Annotated in this window: 17 protein-coding genes; 11 read left to right on the forward strand and 6 right to left on the reverse strand. The window is 59.5% G+C overall.

The genetic code is table 11. The features are described from left to right. Nucleotides 1-425: 425 nt before the first annotated feature. On the forward strand, nucleotides 426-611 hold the full coding sequence (locus GJE22_RS04690) for a DUF362 domain-containing protein (RefSeq protein WP_019128795.1): 186 nt from the start codon (nucleotides 426-428) through the stop codon (nucleotides 609-611). 418 nt (nucleotides 612-1,029) lie between these two features. Here the strand turns inward: GJE22_RS04690 and GJE22_RS04695 are convergent, their stop codons facing one another. Next, nucleotides 1,030-1,617, reverse strand: a complete 588-nt coding sequence (locus GJE22_RS04695) for a hypothetical protein (protein WP_144688268.1) — start codon at nucleotides 1,615-1,617, stop codon at nucleotides 1,030-1,032. 360 nt (nucleotides 1,618-1,977) lie between these two features. On the opposite strand from GJE22_RS04695, the gene trxA reads away from it, so the two are divergent. The 9 genes from trxA (at nucleotide 1,978) to hypE (ending at nucleotide 11,015) form a co-directional block, all read left to right on the forward strand. Further along, the gene (gene trxA / locus GJE22_RS04700; RefSeq protein ID WP_019128793.1) at nucleotides 1,978-2,298 is read left to right on the forward strand and encodes a thioredoxin; all 321 of its coding nucleotides are present in this window, start codon (nucleotides 1,978-1,980) and stop codon (nucleotides 2,296-2,298) included. Nucleotides 2,299-2,476: 178 nt separating this feature from the next. Next, a complete protein-coding gene (locus tag GJE22_RS04705) occupies nucleotides 2,477-2,725 on the forward strand; it encodes a hypothetical protein (RefSeq protein WP_144688267.1) in 249 nt (82 codons plus the stop codon). 2 nt (nucleotides 2,726-2,727) lie between these two features. Beyond that, the gene (nikR, locus tag GJE22_RS04710) at nucleotides 2,728-3,294 is read left to right on the forward strand and encodes a nickel-responsive transcriptional regulator NikR (RefSeq protein WP_144688266.1); all 567 of its coding nucleotides are present in this window, start codon (nucleotides 2,728-2,730) and stop codon (nucleotides 3,292-3,294) included. 12 nt (nucleotides 3,295-3,306) lie between these two features. Further along, a complete protein-coding gene (locus tag GJE22_RS04715) occupies nucleotides 3,307-6,018 on the forward strand; it encodes a carbamoyltransferase HypF (protein WP_144688265.1) in 2,712 nt (903 codons plus the stop codon). Nucleotides 6,019-6,376: 358 nt separating this feature from the next. After that, entirely contained in the window at nucleotides 6,377-6,871 is a 495-nt protein-coding gene (locus GJE22_RS04720; protein ID WP_144688264.1) for a helix-turn-helix domain-containing protein, read from the forward strand. A 26-nt stretch (nucleotides 6,872-6,897) separates the two neighbouring features. Continuing rightward, nucleotides 6,898-8,169, forward strand: coding sequence for a HipA domain-containing protein (locus GJE22_RS04725; protein ID WP_144688263.1), 1,272 nt, complete (start codon nucleotides 6,898-6,900; stop codon nucleotides 8,167-8,169). A gap of 219 nt (nucleotides 8,170-8,388) precedes the next feature. Continuing rightward, entirely contained in the window at nucleotides 8,389-8,640 is a 252-nt protein-coding gene (locus tag GJE22_RS04730) for a HypC/HybG/HupF family hydrogenase formation chaperone (RefSeq protein WP_144688262.1), read from the forward strand. After that, nucleotides 8,637-9,833, forward strand: coding sequence for a hydrogenase formation protein HypD (hypD, locus tag GJE22_RS04735; RefSeq protein WP_235895820.1), 1,197 nt, complete (start codon nucleotides 8,637-8,639; stop codon nucleotides 9,831-9,833). The genes GJE22_RS04730 and hypD overlap by 4 nt, the downstream gene beginning before the upstream one ends. Before the next feature lie 159 nt (nucleotides 9,834-9,992). Further along, a complete protein-coding gene (gene hypE, locus GJE22_RS04740; protein WP_144688261.1) occupies nucleotides 9,993-11,015 on the forward strand; it encodes a hydrogenase expression/formation protein HypE in 1,023 nt (340 codons plus the stop codon). A gap of 632 nt (nucleotides 11,016-11,647) precedes the next feature. Here the strand turns inward: hypE and GJE22_RS04745 are convergent. The 5 genes from GJE22_RS04745 to GJE22_RS04765 form a co-directional block, all read right to left on the reverse strand. Then, a complete protein-coding gene (locus tag GJE22_RS04745) occupies nucleotides 11,648-11,920 on the reverse strand; it encodes an HPr family phosphocarrier protein (protein ID WP_087186365.1) in 273 nt (90 codons plus the stop codon). A 9-nt stretch (nucleotides 11,921-11,929) separates the two neighbouring features. Beyond that, on the reverse strand, nucleotides 11,930-13,459 hold the full coding sequence (locus GJE22_RS04750) for a glycoside hydrolase family 1 protein (RefSeq protein WP_144688260.1): 1,530 nt from the start codon (nucleotides 13,457-13,459) through the stop codon (nucleotides 11,930-11,932). 13 nt (nucleotides 13,460-13,472) lie between these two features. After that, nucleotides 13,473-13,793 carry a PTS lactose/cellobiose transporter subunit IIA gene (locus GJE22_RS04755; protein ID WP_087186363.1) on the reverse strand — a complete coding sequence of 107 codons (321 nt, stop codon included), beginning with the start codon at nucleotides 13,791-13,793 and terminating at the stop codon, nucleotides 13,473-13,475. A 94-nt stretch (nucleotides 13,794-13,887) separates the two neighbouring features. Then, complete coding sequence (locus GJE22_RS04760) at nucleotides 13,888-15,168, reverse strand: PTS sugar transporter subunit IIC (protein ID WP_087186362.1); 1,281 nt, start codon at nucleotides 15,166-15,168, stop codon at nucleotides 13,888-13,890. Between the two features lie 21 nt (nucleotides 15,169-15,189). Continuing rightward, a complete protein-coding gene (locus tag GJE22_RS04765) occupies nucleotides 15,190-15,519 on the reverse strand; it encodes a PTS sugar transporter subunit IIB (RefSeq protein ID WP_087186361.1) in 330 nt (109 codons plus the stop codon). Nucleotides 15,520-15,853: 334 nt separating this feature from the next. On the opposite strand from GJE22_RS04765, the gene GJE22_RS04770 reads away from it, so the two are divergent. Continuing rightward, nucleotides 15,854-17,896, forward strand: a complete 2,043-nt coding sequence (locus tag GJE22_RS04770) for a BglG family transcription antiterminator (protein ID WP_144688259.1) — start codon at nucleotides 15,854-15,856, stop codon at nucleotides 17,894-17,896. Nucleotides 17,897-17,999: the final 103 nt, after the last annotated feature.

The raw sequence follows: 17,999 nt of genomic DNA on the forward strand, positions 1-17,999 counted from the left end.
TCCGCCGCCTCTGCCAGGCTGAACCCCAGGCGGACGGCCTCCACGGCCTCCGCCCTCACTTCATCTGGGTACACTCGGACTCCAATCCGGACACCTATGGGTGTCCAACTTTTTGTCCGAGCCCCCCCTGAGCGTCCGAATGTCGCCCGAGAAAGCCTGCAATGTCGAATGTCGCCCGATAACGATTCCAATGTCCAGATTCAGCCCGTCAGCGCGTGGCGTGTCCGGACTCCGCCCGGCATCGCCAGGCCTTCGCAGGGCACCAAACGCGCACGCAAAAAGTTCCCCTCGCCTTACTCGGTGAACGGCAGAAAAAGACGGTCGGCGAGGGTTGCAATGAGACGGGCGCGCGGTATATTAACCCACAAGAGTCTCGATGAACTATCGCCAAACCACATCGAGCATCTATAAGAGGAGGAATCACTATGGCCCATCCCGTTATTGAAGCCGATGAGTGCATCGCTTGCGGCGTTTGCGTTGACGACTGCCCCCAGGGTGTTCTGGAGCTCCAGGACGTTGCTACCGTGACTGACGAGGACTCCTGCATCGCCTGTGGCGTGTGCGTGGAGAGCTGCCCCGCCGGTGCCATCACCGAGATCGCCGAGGACTAGCTTTTACCGCCTCACCGGCATACTCGAGCTATTCGCTCATGAAGACGGGCCCTTCGGGGGCCCGTTTTTTGTTTGGCGGAGGAGCTCAGCGCCCAACTTTTCACGCTTGCGGCAATCGAGACACGATTGGTGGTACATGAGCTCGGTTGAAACCGACCTCGCAACGCATCACACCACCCAGAAGGCAGTATTTCCTGCGAATATTAGAGTCATCCCGCTGTTCAGGTGCCCGTTTCCACCGATGCAACGGCTCCGAAACGCTCAACGAGCACCCTCTAGTACCACCATTCGTATGCATTTTGACACGAGGCCAAAAGTTACAGAGAGGGAAGGTTGCCATCCAGCTGACAGCCCGAGCTTAGTGGCGCGCAAGCCGACATCACTTACTTAAATCTCTTGCTTAACTTCATCCGCATGATTAGTACGGCGCACCCAGGGGCGGGAGCTGCTTGAGATAGGCCCACATGCGCTGCTTTGCCCGTCCATCGGCAAGCGCGGCCTCGAATCCATCAAGGGCAAGCACGCGCCTTCCAAGAACATGAGCGACGAGCCCCGGAGCGAGCATCGCCATGTCGAACTGCTCGATGCGAGCAAGCTCCTCGGCATATGCCTCGCGCATGATCGACGCAGCGGTGTCATCAAGCAGAACGACAGCTTCGGGATCAAGCGCCTCAAGCGCCTCGCGGAACAGGGTCGGGGCCAACGGCCGCCCCGAAGCTGCCTCAGGCGCAGCGCCCTCCCCTTCCGGCCCTGCGATGACAGATAGCACACAGAACTCCTCCGGCGCGTATCCAAGGCGATCGAGCGCAGCTGCCAACGCCGCGCCATCGGCGCCGGCAAGCAGCTCCCCACCCGAAAGCTCGTCAGCGTTGAGTTCGCCCTTCACCAGGACTATGGCCGAAAACGCGTTCCCCCGCATGCGAACACCGCGCGCGGTAAGCGCATCGAGCTCCTGCTGCGCCGCCGCAAGCAGCGCGTTCCTTCGATCGGCATTCGAGACAGCCATGGTTCCCCCTCGTTGGATGGGCGATACCTAAAAACGCGCGAAACAACGGCGTATCGTTGCCGCGCGGGCCCGCAAGCACACGAGCCCGTAAGCACACGGGCGCCCACTTCTCCGCGAGCGCGTGAACACGCGTGCCACGAACCACATCGCTCGCGGGCGCGGGGCACATGGGGCAAGCGCTCAGCATCGCGCATCCTTATTGTAGCGGTGACAGCATCAACGCGAACGAGCGCGCACTGCGCCCAGCGCGTGGGGGAGCAATAAAAGGCTGCACCATCTGCAACGAGAACGCTGAGGTGGGTATAACCGCACTGTCTCGATTTATCCGCGCCTTGAGCGCGCCTCACATAAGGAGGAACCATGGCAGCAATTACCGAGGTCAATGTCTCCAATTTTGACGCTCTGCTTGCTAACGACCTACCCGTTCTCATCGATTTCTGGGCACCGTGGTGCGGCCCGTGCCGCATGGTTTCGCCCATCGTCGACCAGCTTGCCGATGAGCTCGATGGCCGTCTCGTCATAGGCAAATGCAACGTGGACGAAAACCAGGACATCGCCATGAAATATGGCGTCATGTCCATCCCCACGCTCGTGATCCTCAAGGGCGGCCAGGAGGTCAACCGCATCGTGGGAGCTATGCCCAAGCCCGCCCTCACCGCTGAGATTGAGAAGAGCCTGTAACGACGCGACTCCACGGGCGAGCGGTGCGGACGCAACGATCCGGCTCCCTACGCGAGCGACACGGACGCAACGACAACGTAGTACACTGAAGCCCCGGGTTGCCGGGGCTTTTTCATACCGGGATTCGCACCTGACGCCAACGGCGAACTACGGTCGAACACGGCCTCAAGGAGGACCTATGCACGATGTGGGCATGAATATGAGCCAGCTCGCCATGAGCGTAAAGCAGGTTGACAATACGATCGAGCTCGCTCGGTCTTGGAGCCACGATTTGTTCCATGCAACCGAGGCGTACGACATGGAGCGCATCGGCTCCAAGCTGGCCCAAGCGATGCGGTCGCTCGATGAGGCGCGCGCCGCGCTCGAAGGCTACGAAGAGGCCATCGAAGCCGACCATAATTCGGTGGGCACCGTCCGGCTGGTGTAGCGATGGACGCCGCGCACCCCGAGGGCCATACCGAGCGCATTAACAACGCCGAACCTGCCGACCATACCCGCGCAAGCGCGTGTGATGATTTTGCAGGGCAGGCATGCTCATCAGATCAGGCGGGAGCAGCCGTGCACGCCAGCTCGGCCGATCTCGTTCGGTTCTCGGTTGCCGTGCCAGAAGACCTGCTCGCCGCTTTTGACGAGCAGACCGCGCGCCGCGGTACCGGGGCCAACCGCTCCGAGGCAATCCGCGACCTCATGCGTGCCGCGCTCGTCAAAGACGAGTTGAGGACACCAACGGCGCAGGTCATAGGATCGCTGACGATGATCTACGACCATCACACCGGCGACCTCACCCGCCAGCTGGACGAGATTCAGCACGATTACACGGCCGAAATCGTCTCAACCATGCATGTGCACCTGGACCACCACAACTGCCTGGAAATCCTTGCGGTGCGCGGCCGCGGCGAACGCGTCTACGAGCTTGCCGATAAGCTTTTGGGCCTGCGTGGCGTACACCACGGTGAGCTCACCTGTGCCGCCACCGGCGCGAGCCTGGAGCGGTAACTGGATACGGGAATGGCACTGGTTCACATCCACATAACCGGAATCGTTCAAGGCGTGGGTATGCGTCCGTTCGTATACCGAACGGCAATGGCGCACGGGATAAGCGGCTGGGTGCTCAACGCGGGCGACGGCGTGCACATCGAGGCATCGGCCGAGAACGCCTCCACGCTCGACGCGTTCGTACGCGCGCTGCGCGATGAGGCTCCGGCGGCAGCGCGGATTGACGGCATCGAGGTTGTCGAGCACGCGGGCAGCGCGGATGGCGCGAGGGCCGATACACCGCAGGGAGCGACGCCGGAAGACCCCTCGCCGACCTTCCGCATCGTCGCATCGGATGACGAGACGGAGCGCACCACGCTCGTCTCGCCAGATATCGCCACCTGCCCCGATTGCCTGCGCGAACTCTTTGATCCCGCCGACCGGCGCTATCACTACCCATTCATCAATTGCACCAACTGCGGCCCGCGGTTCACCATCATTCGCTCGCTCCCCTACGACCGGCCCGCCACATCAATGGATGCATTCCCCATGTGCCCCGCATGTGCGACGGAATACGCCGACCCCGCCGACCGGCGTTTCCATGCGCAGCCCAATGCGTGCTTCTCCTGCGGCCCGCACATCACCTGGCGTGAAAAGGTCCAAACAGGCACCGATGCGTGGGAACGGCGCGGCGGAATCACCCCTGCTGTTGGCACCACACGCCAGAAGAGCGATGCCATCATCGAGCGCTGCGCCGAGATGCTGGCAGCCGGCGGAATCGTCGCCATCAAGGGGCTCGGCGGCTTCCATCTTGCCTGCGACGCATCGAATGAGCATGCCGTGCGCGACCTGCGCCGGCGCAAGCGCCGGTCCAACAAACCGCTCGCCGTCATGGTTGGCAACATGGAAGGCGCCCGGGCGCTTTGCACGATCGACGAAGCCGAGGCGGAGCTGCTCACCGGATCCATCCGTCCCATCGTCCTGCTGCGCCGCCGCAAGCAAGACGAACGCAACGACGAATGGGGCGCTGGACAGGGCAAAGGCGGCAGCGACCACAACCCTAAAGGCGACGGAAGCAACCATCCCAAAGACGACGGGAGCAGCCACCCCAATAGCAACGGAAGCAATTACCCCTCGCTTGCGCCATCCGTCGCCTTCGATCTGCCCGAGCTCGGCATCATGCTCCCGTACACTCCGCTCCAGCACCTGCTGCTCGCCGCCTGTGATGCGCGTGGCGTGCACACACTTGTCATGACCAGCGGAAACGTAAGCGAGGAACCCATCGAAACCGATGACGAGCTTGCTTGGGCCCACTTGGTCGAAGGCGGCCTCGCCGACGCGCTGCTCGGCAATAATCGCGCCATTCTCACCCGGTACGACGACTCGGTCGTACGCGTGATCAACGGCAACGTCATGCCCGTGCGCCGCGCGCGCGGATACGCTCCGCAGCCGCTCGACCTCTCTCGCTGCGCACCCAGTCCAGAAACGCAACAGGGCGCTGCCCCACACGGCGACATCCCGTGTATCCTCGCCTGCGGCCCCGAGCAAAAAGCGACCATCGCCCTCACGCGCGAACAGCCCGACGGCAGCGCGCTGTGCTTCGTGTCCCAGCACATCGGCGATGTTGAAAATGGCGAGACGTTCGACGCCTGGCACGAGGCGCGCCATCGCATGTCGAGCCTTTTCGAGCTTGAACCCCATGCGCTCGCCTGCGATCTTCACCCAACCTACCTCTCGAGCCAATGGGCGCGTGCCGAAGCATCTGCGGATGGGCGCCCGCTCATCGAAGTGCAGCACCACCATGCACACATCGCGTCGGTAATAGCCGAAATGACTGCGCGCGGCATCATCGGCCCCGCGGAGCAAGTGCTTGGCATTGCGCTCGACGGCACGGGAGCGGGAACCGACGGCACCGTATGGGGCGGCGAGGTCATGGTTGCGAGCCTGAGCGGTTTCACGCTAATGGCGCACCTAAAACCCTGGCGGCTCCCGGCCGGGATGGCTTCCGTGCGCGACGCGCGGCGCAATGCGTTCTCGCTGCTGCAGTCCTGCGAGCTGCTCGACCATCCGGGAGCGCGCATGCTTGTCGAGGGCCTCAGTGAAGCCGAACGCGCGGTTACCGCCACCATGATCGAGCGAGGGCTCAACAGCCCGCTGACCTCCAGCATGGGCCGCCTGCTCGATGCCATGGCGGCCATGCTCGGCATCTGCCCGAACGCTACGTACGAGGGCGAGCCTGCCATCATGCTCGAAGCCGCGGCATGGCGAGCACTTGGTACAGATGGCGCGCGGCGCGCCTACGATAGGGCGGATAGCTCCAGCTATCGCTTTGACCTGCAAGAACAGCCGGTTCCCGCGCCGGACGAGCAGACTCGGCAACGCAGGAGTCGCGTTGGCGAACATGCCATCGACCAGGTTATTGAGCTTGACCCGACACCGATGGTGCGCGCCGCACTCGATGACCTCTCGGCAGGGCGTCCCGTCGAAGCCATCGCTGCTGACGTGCACTTCGCCGCTGCGCAAGCCGTTTGCGATGCCTCCATCCAGATTGCACGCCACACCGGCATTCGCAACATTGCGCTTTCGGGCGGTGCTTTCATGAACCGCCTGCTCTTGGGCGAGGTCCTGCAGCGGTTGCGGGCAGAAGGCCTGCGCCCGCTTGTCCCCAGCGCGGTGCCGGTAAACGATGGCTGCATCGCCTACGGACAGGCGGCCGTCGCCCGTGCGCGGCTCTGCGAACGGTAGCGTCGCGTTCGCGCTGCCCAGAAAGCCACAAAGCAGCACACGCGAACACTTTTGAAGGCGGCAACCCGGCCTTTCAGGCTCGCATCTCAGCATCTGGAAAAGTTCGAGGCTCGAGTCGGAAGGTTTTTCGGGACCCGCCATCTATACCGGTTCGCGCGGCCAGCAAAAGCCCAGTTGGCGCGTTCCGAAAAGGCCGGTCTGCTCGGCACTCCCGCAAAAACCTTCCGACTCGAGCCTCGAGCTAGCTGAAAGCCTACGAAGCTAAGATAATATGCAGACTTTTGCAGTTTCTACTATATGCAAACTTTTGCAGATATACTGAATGCACAACGTTTTACGTCTCTGGAGGCGAACGAGCATGGCGAACCACACTACAGAGCACAGGACCGAGGACGGCCGCATCATCAAACCGGTCAGCATCCCCCGGCAGGTGGGGCTGTACGCACGTCGCGAACGCGAGGCGCAGGGCCTCACGCGCAAACAGCTCGCAAAGGCCGCCGGCGTCTCCGAGCGCCTGCTCGCATCTCTCGAGCTCGGCGACGCCCCCGGCATCCGCCTCGACAAGCTGCTCGCCGTCTACGACGCGCTCGGGCTTGAGCTCTTCACCATCGGCGAGCACATCAGGGAAGAGCGCCCGTGGGAGCGCAACGAGAGCCCGGCTGTCTCCGATAGCACCGACACCGCACCAGCGACCCGCACCACCGCGCAACGCCACCGGCGCGGCACGCGTGTAACGGCTCGCACCAAACGGACCGAAAGCTCCCCAGAGCTCAGGCTATCTGATTTTCAGAGTGCATATGACAAGCTAATCGCCGACATCTTCCACGGCAACAGCGAAGTCACAGCAAGGTAATTCCGCCGTACCACGTAGGAGGTATCATGGCAGAACTCTCTCTGCGCACCATCATCTGCGGGACCCCCGCTGGGACGCTCTGGCAGGATGCACAGGGCCTCATCCATTTCAACTATGACGAGGGTTACCACGGCGCACCGCTCTCGCTTGCGTTGCCCATCTGCAACCGCACATACCACCAGCAAGCATTGCTGCCATTCCTGTTTGGCCTTCTCCCCGATAGCGAGCAGCAGCGCAAGGCCATTGCCCGCGACTTTGGCATCAGCCCCAACAATCCCGTCACCATGCTTGACTGCATCGGCCTTGATTGCCAAGGCGGCGTGCAATTCTGCCGGGAGGAGCGCGTTGATGACGTACTCGCCCGCTCAGGCGAATACCGCCCGCTGACCGACCATGAAATTGCGCTGCGCCTCAAAGCGATACGCTCGGATGACGAGGCGACATGGGTCGGCGAGGGGGAGAGCTGGTCACTCGGAGGGAACCAAGGTAAATTCGCCTTGGGGCTTCGTGATGGGGCATGGTGCTCTTGCATCGGATCGGCCCCCACAACGCATATTTTCAAAAACGGTGTCGTGGGCTTTAAGCTACAAGCGCTGAACGAATTCGTCTGTATGAAGACCGCCGAACGAGCGGGTGTGCCCACGGCACATGTCGACTACCGGCTCTTCGAAGACGAACCGGCGCTCATCGTCGAACGCTACGACCGCACCATCGGAGAAGACGGGACGATTCTGCGCGCACATCAAGAAGATCTTTGCCAGGCACTTGGGGTCATGCCGTTCCAGAAATACACCGCAGACGGCGGGCCCGCTGCTCGCGACGTTCTCACCCTTTTGGGAACTACCCCGGCCGCGCGTCTTAACATGCTGTTGTTCACGTTGATGTTGTTCTTTAATTATCTTATCGGGGGCACCGACGCTCACGCGAAGAACTATTCGCTACTACTTGGGACAGAGCATAACGTCGCGCTTGCCCGCATGTACGACGTGGCCTCGGGCTTCGCCTATGACCGGCTGCGGCGGCACAGGCGGCTCGCCATGGCGATTGGCGGGGAGAATCGCTTCGGGCGCGTGGGCTCCGGCGCGCTAGAGCGCTATGCGCAGTCAGGACCGTTCGAGCAGTTCGGCCTCGGAGCTGCCAGTTGCCGGGCCCTCATGATGGACCTCACCCAGGAGATACCTATCAGCCTCGCCGAGATCTTTGACGAGTATGCGGCCATTCCCGGCATGGACGAACTGCGCAAGCGCCTTGAGCCGCCCATCATCGAGAACTGCGAGCGCACGCTTGCCCTTCTGTAACGATGTGCGGCGAATGAAGCGCAGACACCCGGTGTCTACGTTTCACTCAAAGGCTCGAACACTAAGCACGGTCCATCGCGGGCCCCGTGTTGGGCCTCACGTAAGAAACTCCCACAGGCTCGCCGCACAAACCGGCCCCGCATTTGCCCGCGGGCGAGCGCGGCGGTACCATCTACCCGAACGAGCTCCCACCCACTATCTCGACCAAAGGGGCAGTCTATGTGCCTTGCCATTCCAGGATCCATCGTAGCCATCGAGGGAATCAACGCCACCATTGACATGCTCGGCGTGCAGCGCCGCATCTCCATCTCGCTCACGCCGCAGGCCCAGGTGGGCGACTATGTACTCGTGCACGCCGGCTTCGCTATCGAGGTTATCGACGCCGAAGAGGCTCGCCGCACCATCGAGCTCGTGCGCGAGCTTGACGAGCTCACCGAAGAGGATCTCGCCGGCGCCGAGGCATCCGCATGATGGGGCATGACCGCACGAACGTGCAGAGCGCCGGCGCTCCCATCGGCACCACGGCGCACCAGCACTCCGCCGCTGCTGCAGCCACCGCCGCCGCGAACAGCGCTCAGCACGACATGGACCTCTCATCCTTCCGCGATCCCAAGCTCGCACGTGAACTCATCGACCGCATACACCGGCTTGTGGGCAACCGCCGCATCAACCTCATGGAAGTATGCGGCACGCATACCGTGAGCATCGGGCGCTACGGATTTCGCTCGATTATGCCCGAGGGCCTGCGGTTGCTTTCTGGCCCCGGCTGCCCCGTCTGCGTGACCGCGAACCGCGATATCGACCATGCCATCGCGCTCGCCCGCACCGAGGGAATCACGGTAGCCACCTTCGGCGACATGATGCGCGTGCCCGGCAGCACCTCGTCGCTCGCCGCAGAGAAATCCGCCGGGCGCGACGTTCGCATTGTCTACTCCCCTCTCGACGCGCTCGAACTCGCAACCGAGCTGCCCGATCGCAACGTCGTCTTCATGGGCGTGGGCTTCGAAACCACGACTCCCGCCATCGCCGCTTGCATCCTCGAGGCAGCGTCCCGCGGGATTGAGAACTTTTCCGTGTCCTGCGTGCACAAAACCACGCCGCCCGCGCTTCGCGCCATCGCAAACGACCCCGAAACCACCATCGACGGCTTCATATTGCCGGGCCATGTCTGCACCATCACGGGGCTTGCGCCGTTCCAGTTCATAGCACGCGAGTTCAACATTCCCGGCGTAGTGACGGGGTTCGAGCCGGTCGATATCCTCACCGGCATCGACCGCCTCGTAGAGATGATCATTTCCGGCACGCCCGCCGTGGAAAACGCCTACCCCCGGAGCGTGCGCGACGCAGGAAACCCCGTAGCGCGAAGCATCGCGGAGAAGGTTTTCGAACCTTGCAGCGCAACATGGCGAGGTCTGGGAGAAATTGCACATTCAGGCCTGCGCATTCGCGAGGATTATGCGCGCTACGATGCGCGGCGCAGGTTCGCCGTCGAGGTCGAACCCACCCGGGAACCGCATGGGTGCCGCTGCGGCGACGTGCTTCGTGGCGTCATCGCGCCCACCCAGTGCCCGCTCTTCGGGCGCGCCTGCACGCCGGAACATCCCGTTGGGCCCTGCATGGTTTCGAGCGAAGGCAGCTGCGCGGCGTACTTCCGGTATCGCTAGCGCGGCGCGGTGCATAGCGCCCAAGCGGTTCGCCGGCACCGGACTTCTGCAAACCGTTTGAATCGTCAACACCGGGTGTTGGCAAACCACTGGCAAGCCGCGTTCGACTACACTCATCTCGAGAACGACCAAGCACCCTAGCCATCGAAAGAAGGCATCATGATTTCGGACTCCACCGTACAGCTCGGACACGGATCCGGCGGACAGATGATGAAGCGCCTCATCGATGAGGTCTTCCTCGACGCATTCGAGGCGCCCGAGCTTCACGCGGGCAACGACGCCGGCGTGGCCGCGCTGCCCGGCACGGGGCGCATCGCGCTCTCGACCGACACCTTCGTGGTGACACCGCATTTCTTCCCCGGCGGCGATATCGGCCGGCTCGCGGTGTGCGGCACGGTAAACGATGTGGCCACCTCGGGCGCGCGGGTGCGCTATCTCTCCTGCGGATTCATCCTGGAAGAGGGATTTCCTCTCGACGACTTGCGCCGCATTTGCCAGAGCATGGCCGAGACCGCGCGCGAGGCGGACGTGGCAATCATTACCGGCGACACCAAAGTCGTGAACCATGGAAGCGCAGACGGCGTCTACATCAACACGGCGGGCGTGGGCGAGGTTCCCGAGGGCAGTTCGCTTTCTGGCGCTGCGTGCCAGCCGGGCGATGTCGTTCTTGTCTCTGGCACGCTTGGCGACCACGGCATCGCCGTGATGAGCCAGCGCGAGGGCCTCGCCTTCTCTACCACCATGGAAAGCGACGCAGCGCCGCTTAATCACCTCATTGCCGCAGTGCTCGATGCCTCGCCCCATGTGCGCTGCTTCCGCGACCCCACGCGAGGGGGTCTTGCGAGCACGCTTAACGAGTTCGCCGCCGCAAGCAATGTCGAGATCGAGGTGGACGAAGAGGCTGTTCCGGTTAAGCCCGAAGTCCAGGCAGCGTGTGAGATGCTTGGATACGACCCGCTGCAGGTGGCAAACGAAGGTAAGATCGTTGCCGTCGTACCCGCTGACGAGGCTGCCGCGGCGCTCGAAGCCATGCGGGCGAATCGCTATGGCGCCGATGCCGCCATCATCGGCCGCGTGCGCGATGCCGGAGAGAGCGGCCCGTGCGTGCGCGTTCGTACCCCCTGGGGATCAACGCGGATTCTCGACATGCTCGTAGGAGAACAACTGCCGCGCATCTGCTAACGGCTGGAGCCTGGGCCGCCGTGGCCGCAGCGGGCGAGAATCTGACGCCGGCCCCTGCGCCACATTGGCGGGTGGCTTTTGGACACTTGTCTGGCATGCCATCCGCGTTTTCGGGCGATTTTTGGACATGCGCGGGGTGCCGCCGGCGTTGCCGGGCGAGATTCGTACGCTCGCGGTGTTCCGCCTGTGCTGCCGGACAACTTTCGGACACTCGTGGCATTGTCGGGCGGCTTTCGTACGCTCGCGGCGTTGTCGGGCTGCTTTCGGACGCTCAGGGGCCCTCCGATGGCGAAATGTCGCCCGAAAAGCCCGGCGGTGTCCAAATGTTGCCCGAGAATCAACGGCGTGTCCGGATTTCGCCCGGCAGCGCGTCGTTCCGCGCCATCGGCGCTTGAGAACATGGACACGCGAGTATGTCACGAACGTAGTCTCGCAAAAAACTCGATGGTCTAGCCTACTCCACGGATGCGCCTAGCTCAGCGCTGCGCATCATCTACCTCAAACGCCGTAAGGGTCGAGAAATGAGCGGGCTTGGCGAGCTCGCAATCAAGATGAAGCGGCACTGCGGGGCAAAAGCGTCGATTATCTTGCCCCACAGCGCCGCGATTAAGCGAGGTTATGTAATCTAGCTGCTACTCGCCGCAGCCGCTCTCCACCAGCTGAACAAGCGCAGAAACAGCTTCCTGCTCGTCAGTGCCGTCGGCGCAAATCTCAATCTCGTGGCCTTTCTTCATACCAAGGCCCATAACCGCAAGGATAGACTTGGCATCCTTCGCCTCGCTGTCGGTAGAGACATTGCGCGCGGTAACCTTGCTCTCAAAACTCATGGCGCACTTCACGAATACCGAAGCAGGACGCGCATGCAAGCCGCTTGGATTCACGACCCTTGTCGTTTGGCTGATCACGAAAGCCTCCTACTCAATCACAATGTTGTCGGTCGAAAGATCGGCGCCGTTCGAAGCAATAAGCTTCTTGTAGTAGTAGAAGCTCTTCTTACGCCCCAACTTATGCGTGCCATTACCAAAATCATCAAGATCAACCGACACGAATCCATATCGCTTCGACACCTCTGACGTCCCCGAGCTAACCAGATCGATGGGACCCCACCAAGCATATCCAAATACATCGACGCCGTCTTTGATGGCCTCTCCGAGTTGCTCCACATGGCGTTTCAGGTAGTCGATGCGATAATCATCCTCGACATACCCATTCTCATCGAGCTGGTCTACAGCGCCCAAACCGTTCTCGGATATAAAGATAGGCAGATGATATCGGTCGTAGATGTGGTTCAGCGTGATGCGGAACCCAAGCGGGTCGATAGGCCATCCCCACTCAGATGCTTCGAGATACGGGTTCTTTATTGCGCTAACCAAGGATCCAGATGGCTTTGGCACCGGCTCCCCCTTGTAACGCATAATGTAAGTCATGTAGTAACTAATCGTTACGAAATCAACTGTACCGGCCTTGAGCGTCTCCTCGTCGCCAGGCTCCATTTCGATATGAATATCATTCTCGTCAAAGAAGCGCTTCATGTAATAGGGATATTCGCCCTTTGCCTGGACATCGCTGTAAAACCAGTTGAAGTGATCCTCAAAGAGCACCTGAAGCTGGTCTTCTGGCTTAGGAGACTCGGCATAGTTCTCGAGGCGGCATACCATATTGCCAATCTTCGCCTCTGGATCAATTTCATGGCACTTAATTACCGCTTTAGCGCTTGCCACGAACTGATTGTGACTTACCTGATACTTCATCGCCCAATCGCCCTTATACGGATTGTGCGTGCCGTCATTAGGGTCGGGCAAAACCACACCGCTGCAGGTAAAGGGATTTGTGAGAACATTGTTAATCTCATTGAATGTAAGCCAGTATTTCACCTTGCCCTTATAGCGAGAAAAGACTGTCTCTGCATATCGCTCAAAGGCGTCTACGGTATGACGGCTCTTGAACCCGCCGTACTTGAGAGCCAAGTTCAGCGGAGTGTCAAAGTGGCAAAGGGTCACAAGAGGCTCCATGCCCAATCGATGGCACTCGTCAAATACCGCATCGTAGAAGTCCAAGCCTTCCTCGTTAGGCTCCGCATCATCGCCATTGGGGAAAATACGGGACCAAGAAATCGACATGCGAAATACCTTGAAGCCCATCGCCGCAAGCTCGGCAAGCTGCTCGCGATATCGATGATAGAAGTCGATTCCACGCCGCTTCGGGAGATTCCACTTCTCCGGATGTTCGAGCGCATCGTCTAGCATTTCGCGCGTCATGGCATTATGCGGCAGGGGATCGCCCTCATATCCGCGATTAGCCTCACGTGAAATGAACGGAGCAAAATCGGATGTAGCGAGGCCACGCCCCCCTTCATCATATGCACCCTCGATCTGATTTGCGGCGGTGGCACCACCCCAGAGAAAGCCATCGGGAAATACAGAGCCAGTAGAAGAGTTAACCATTCGAGGCTTCCTTTCACTTAGTTGCAAGTGCGCGCACAAGCGGCATCATCTTCTTTGCCATGTGCAACTCAGCACTGATAGTCATGAGCGTATCTTGCGCATGGGTAAAGAGCAGCGAGTAGGAAATCTCCTCGCCTGCAGCCTGACGCTGAATCGTATCGGTCTGCGCGCGGTGGGCGAGCAATAGCTTCGCCTCGGCATCGTTCAAGCACGCTTCCGCACCGTCAAAATCAAAGGAGGCGAGGTGCTCGAGCGCCTGATCGATGCACTGTCTGCCGTCCCCCGCGTTAAGGATGACCTCCATTGCAACGCGGCTCAGCTCATCGTCTTCCATATTCAACCTTCATTTCATTGAAACTATTCGGTAGCAAGCGGAGTATCCGGCCCGATCGGCCTCAAGCCGGATACCCGTCATAAAGCTTGTGCAACTAGGCTGCAACAACTTCAGATTTGCCTCCCGCGGCATCAAGTTCGACCTTCGCTTGATGGCGGTCATATGCCTTCCAGAACGGGTACCAGATGATGGTAGCGAGAACCAGATTGACCACAACAAGAAGCGCGTTTCGCCAATCGCCGTTGGAAAGGAAGAACGCGGAGACCGCATTGGGCAGGTTGTTCATGGCAAACATCACCGTATGCGGACTCGCCCAGCCAAGCGCAATCCACAGGAACGCATTAGCCGGCAAGATGATGGCCTGCAGGACCATGGGAACGAACATATATGGGTTGTTTACAACCGTCGAGAAGATAAGCGGCTCGTTGATGTTGAAGAGCGAAGGAACAATCGTGGCGCGGCCGAGCGTCTTGTTCTTACGTGATTTGGAGAAGAGCATCATGATAGCCAACGGGAGCGTGTTTCCCTCGCCACCGATCATGTAATAGCGCGAGAGGCCGTAGGCATTGATGTTGGGGATGGCGAGACCAGCGGCGGCTGCAGCCATATTCTCAGCCATAGCGCCCTGCGTAATGGGCAGGGTAACAGTGGTAAAGACCCAACCGGACACGCCAAAGAAGTAGAACACGTCCATGACCAGAGCAATGATCACGACGCCTGGGAGCGACTGGGCAAATCCGGTAACCGGGGAAAGAATGAAGCCGACGAGGGTGAAGATATCAACCTGCGCGATGAAGGAGACGAGCCATGCGACAACCAGGCACACCAATATGGCAATGATGTTATCGAACCAGCTCTTCACGAAATCAGGTACTAGCGAGTCCTCGGAGAAGAATGACTTCTTGGAAAACGCCTTGAATACCGCAGCGCAGATAAGGCCTACGACCATTGCCGTAAACATGCCGCCTGCACCGAACATGTTCATATTGAACAAGGTGCCTTCATCGGTCGTAACGGGCCTCATGCACATCATGTAGGCTCCTATTGAGGTGAAGCCCGCCATAAGACCCCGGTCGCGATGGTCCTCCTTGACCATACAGTTATAGGGGATTGCAAACACTACGAACAAGCCCACGAGGCCGAACGAGAATGTCGTGATTGGCGTGATATCGGGGAGAAACGTCAGGAAGTTCCGCGCAAAGCTCCATAAACTAGGAATAGCTGAAACCATCGAGAACGGTACGATGTAAAGAATCGCATCGGCCGCGAGGCTAAACCAATAATTCGAGGCAATCTTATTAAGAGGAGGAACGATACGGGTTTCGATGACGTTTTGGATCTTACCCGTGATGCCTCCCTTTACCGCTTCCGCCATTGTGCACACTCCTTAGTGCTGCTAGTCAGCGTTGTACAGGGCGATTGCGTCATCGAGAATGTTCTCGCCATCAAGCGCCGCATAGTAATCCGGATTAACAGAAGAAACCTTGACGTGATATCCGGCGAGCTTCTCTTGATATTCAGGAACTTCTCCTGCAAAGTGAGGCCCAAGGAACAAGACGTCAATTTTGTCAGCATGCTCCATAACCTCAGACTTGCTCACCGCTTTCACGGTAACGTTTAGCCCCTTTTTCTTGGCAGCCTTGCGCATGTTCGCAGCCATGAAACCCGTAGAGGCTCCGATGCCGCAGGCAAGCAAGATACGGATGACGCCGTTTTCATCTGCCATTGGTTCTCTCCTTCCAAATTGGGAACATTACCCTCAGCGCGCCCGCGCCCTTCGTAACATCCGACAGCGGCAGCCGCTAGTGCCAGTACGTGTGTCGACCCGCGCACATGACGTTAGCTTGACTATAGGGACGGAAACAAAACCCCGCGAACCGACTTCTTGCCGGATAGCGGCAAACCAACTAAGCTTCCGCCAACCGGAAAAACAGCAGCTTTTCCGGTTGGGCGGCAAATCCTAGGTAACCGTTCTTGGGGAACGCTACGGTACAATCGGTGGGCATTGTGTACGTGCCGGAGCATACATCCAAAACGGCTTCAAACAATGAGGAGGGCACATGGCGGCCAAGGACGAACGCGTTCGTCGTCTGATTTATATCCTGGAACACACCTCCTCATGGGTCTCCTCGACTGCCCTTGCCCGCGCACTTGGCACGAGTGAACGCACGGTGCGTAACTACATCGCGGAAATCAATCGCTCCGGCAGGCACCACGTCGAATCGTCCAAGGAGGGATATCGGCTCAAATCGACATCGAGCGCTACGCAGGACAGACCTGCCACGTTCGAGGCATTCCAAGATACGCCTTCAGCCGTATGCGAGCACAACGCAACATGCTCTACAGCGTTGCTGCCCAATCGGATTGAAGCGCACGCTGCACCAGCAGCCAAGAACACCTCCGACGCACGCCGCGATTATGTCATCTCGAAACTTATCAACGAACACGCACCCGTCTCGATCTTTGATGTGGCGAGCGCACTGCATGTGAGCGAAAGCACGCTATCAAACAGTGTCCTTCCTCAAGTCCGCAAGCTTATCGCACCATTCAACCTTGCCCTCGAATGCCATGATTTTCAGCTGCAGCTCACCGGTCGCGAGCACGACAAGCGCCGCCTACTTGGAAACCTCGCCATCAGAAACGCAAGCGGATACTTCACCTCGACCGACACGCTCAAAAGCCTCTTTCCCGCATTCGATGTTGAGGGGATACTGAATAAGCTTGTCGAGATCTGCCAGCGTTCAGAGCTTATCATCAACAACTACGCCCTCAATAACCTGCTCATTCACATCCTGGTCATCATCATCCGGCTGCAATCGAATAACGAGCTGTCCGAACGAGAAGACTCCACCGATGTCGATGCGCTCGTGGCAAGTTTTAGCCAAGGCGAAGCGATATTAAAATGCGCAAATGATGTTGCCCATTACTTTGAAACTGAATTTGGGTGTCCCATTCCCGCAAATGACTTTCAGCAAATCGTGCTGCTCATCGCGCTTTCGGTCGAACGCTATTCTTACGACGAGCTCACCTTCGACAAGCTCGCCAACCTTACCGGCTATCCCTTTATGGACCATATCATCAACATTGCGCATGAAACAGCTGACCGCTACGGCATCGCTCGGTTTGACGACGCGTTCATGCTGCAGCTCGTCCTACACATGTACAACGTCTACCAGCGTGCCATCTACCGCGTAAGCTACCCAAACCCGCTCGCCCTGCAAATCAAGACCGATTACGCGCCCGTATATGATATGGCAGTTTACTTCGCGCACCGCTTTTCCGGTGCGTTCGATGCGTCAATCAGTGAAGACGAAATCGCGTTCATAGCATTTCACATCGGCGCATACCTCGAACGTACGGCAACGCCAGATGGCAAAGCAACTGCCGTAGTCATTGTGGAACAGTATCACGACTTTGCTCAACAGCTTGTCACCGATCTTGAGGAGGCACTTTCCGATGAACTGAGCGTTATCGCGGTTATGAGCTGCGATGCGTTTCTTTCGAGCCCGCCTGGTGCCGATCTTGTAATCACCACCATAGATGTGCCCGTGCGATGCGGCATCAAGGTACTTATCGGCCCCATCCTCAACAAACAGAACCTGAGGAAGATTCGCGACAAATTGGCTCTCGTGTTAGAGTCGAAACGCCGTGGGCGCGCCCATCGGTTCCTGAAACAGGTGCTCAGGCGCGAACTATATGTGCGCAACATGCAACTTTCCGGCGGACCCGATGCCTACATCGATTACCTAGGATCGCTCTGCAAGGCCCGCGGGTTCGTTGACGACGCTTTCGTTCGAGATGTGCACCTTCGCGAACGGGTATCTTCGACAGCGTTCACCGACTGTCTTGCAATCCCTCACTCTATCGACTCGTTTGCCGGCAATTCGTTTATCGCTGTGCTCCATAACGACGCCGCCATCCCATGGGGCCGTCATAACGTGAACTTCGTGCTGCTCATAGGCATCGCAGAAGGCGACATGGGCTATTTTCGCGACACGCTGGACATCATCATCGAACTCTTCTCGTCTGTTGATGCAACCATCCGTTTGCTTCAAACGGATTCCTTCGACGAATTCCTTGAAGCATTCACCGGAGATTTATAGACGCTGAGGGAACGTTGGGCGCAGCGGGCATGCAGCGTTGTCGGGCGTCTTTTGGACATGCGCGGGGGCGCCGCCGGGCGACTTTCGGACGCTCGCGGCGTTC

The sequence above is a fragment of the Enorma shizhengliae genome, from assembly GCF_009676995.1.
Classification (GTDB): Bacteria; Actinomycetota; Coriobacteriia; order Coriobacteriales; family Coriobacteriaceae; genus Enorma; species Enorma massiliensis.

Excerpts from the sequence above, each read along its gene's own strand:
- GJE22_RS04690 (WP_019128795.1), top strand. The coding sequence starts at position 426 with ATGGCCCATCCCGTTATTGAAGCCGATGAGTGCATCGCTTGCGGCGTT.
- GJE22_RS04695 (WP_144688268.1), bottom strand. The coding sequence starts at position 1,617 with ATGGCTGTCTCGAATGCCGATCGAAGGAACGCGCTGCTTGCGGCGGCG.
- trxA (WP_019128793.1), top strand. The coding sequence starts at position 1,978 with ATGGCAGCAATTACCGAGGTCAATGTCTCCAATTTTGACGCTCTGCTT.
- GJE22_RS04705 (WP_144688267.1), top strand. The coding sequence starts at position 2,477 with ATGCACGATGTGGGCATGAATATGAGCCAGCTCGCCATGAGCGTAAAG.
- nikR (WP_144688266.1), top strand. The coding sequence starts at position 2,728 with ATGGACGCCGCGCACCCCGAGGGCCATACCGAGCGCATTAACAACGCC.
- GJE22_RS04715 (WP_144688265.1), top strand. The coding sequence starts at position 3,307 with ATGGCACTGGTTCACATCCACATAACCGGAATCGTTCAAGGCGTGGGT.
- GJE22_RS04720 (WP_144688264.1), top strand. The coding sequence starts at position 6,377 with ATGGCGAACCACACTACAGAGCACAGGACCGAGGACGGCCGCATCATC.
- GJE22_RS04725 (WP_144688263.1), top strand. The coding sequence starts at position 6,898 with ATGGCAGAACTCTCTCTGCGCACCATCATCTGCGGGACCCCCGCTGGG.
- GJE22_RS04730 (WP_144688262.1), top strand. The coding sequence starts at position 8,389 with ATGTGCCTTGCCATTCCAGGATCCATCGTAGCCATCGAGGGAATCAAC.
- hypD (WP_235895820.1), top strand. The coding sequence starts at position 8,637 with ATGATGGGGCATGACCGCACGAACGTGCAGAGCGCCGGCGCTCCCATC.
- hypE (WP_144688261.1), top strand. The coding sequence starts at position 9,993 with ATGATTTCGGACTCCACCGTACAGCTCGGACACGGATCCGGCGGACAG.
- GJE22_RS04750 (WP_144688260.1), bottom strand. The coding sequence starts at position 13,459 with ATGGTTAACTCTTCTACTGGCTCTGTATTTCCCGATGGCTTTCTCTGG.
- GJE22_RS04755 (WP_087186363.1), bottom strand. The coding sequence starts at position 13,793 with ATGGAAGACGATGAGCTGAGCCGCGTTGCAATGGAGGTCATCCTTAAC.
- GJE22_RS04760 (WP_087186362.1), bottom strand. The coding sequence starts at position 15,168 with ATGGCGGAAGCGGTAAAGGGAGGCATCACGGGTAAGATCCAAAACGTC.
- GJE22_RS04765 (WP_087186361.1), bottom strand. The coding sequence starts at position 15,519 with ATGGCAGATGAAAACGGCGTCATCCGTATCTTGCTTGCCTGCGGCATC.
- GJE22_RS04770 (WP_144688259.1), top strand. The coding sequence starts at position 15,854 with ATGGCGGCCAAGGACGAACGCGTTCGTCGTCTGATTTATATCCTGGAA.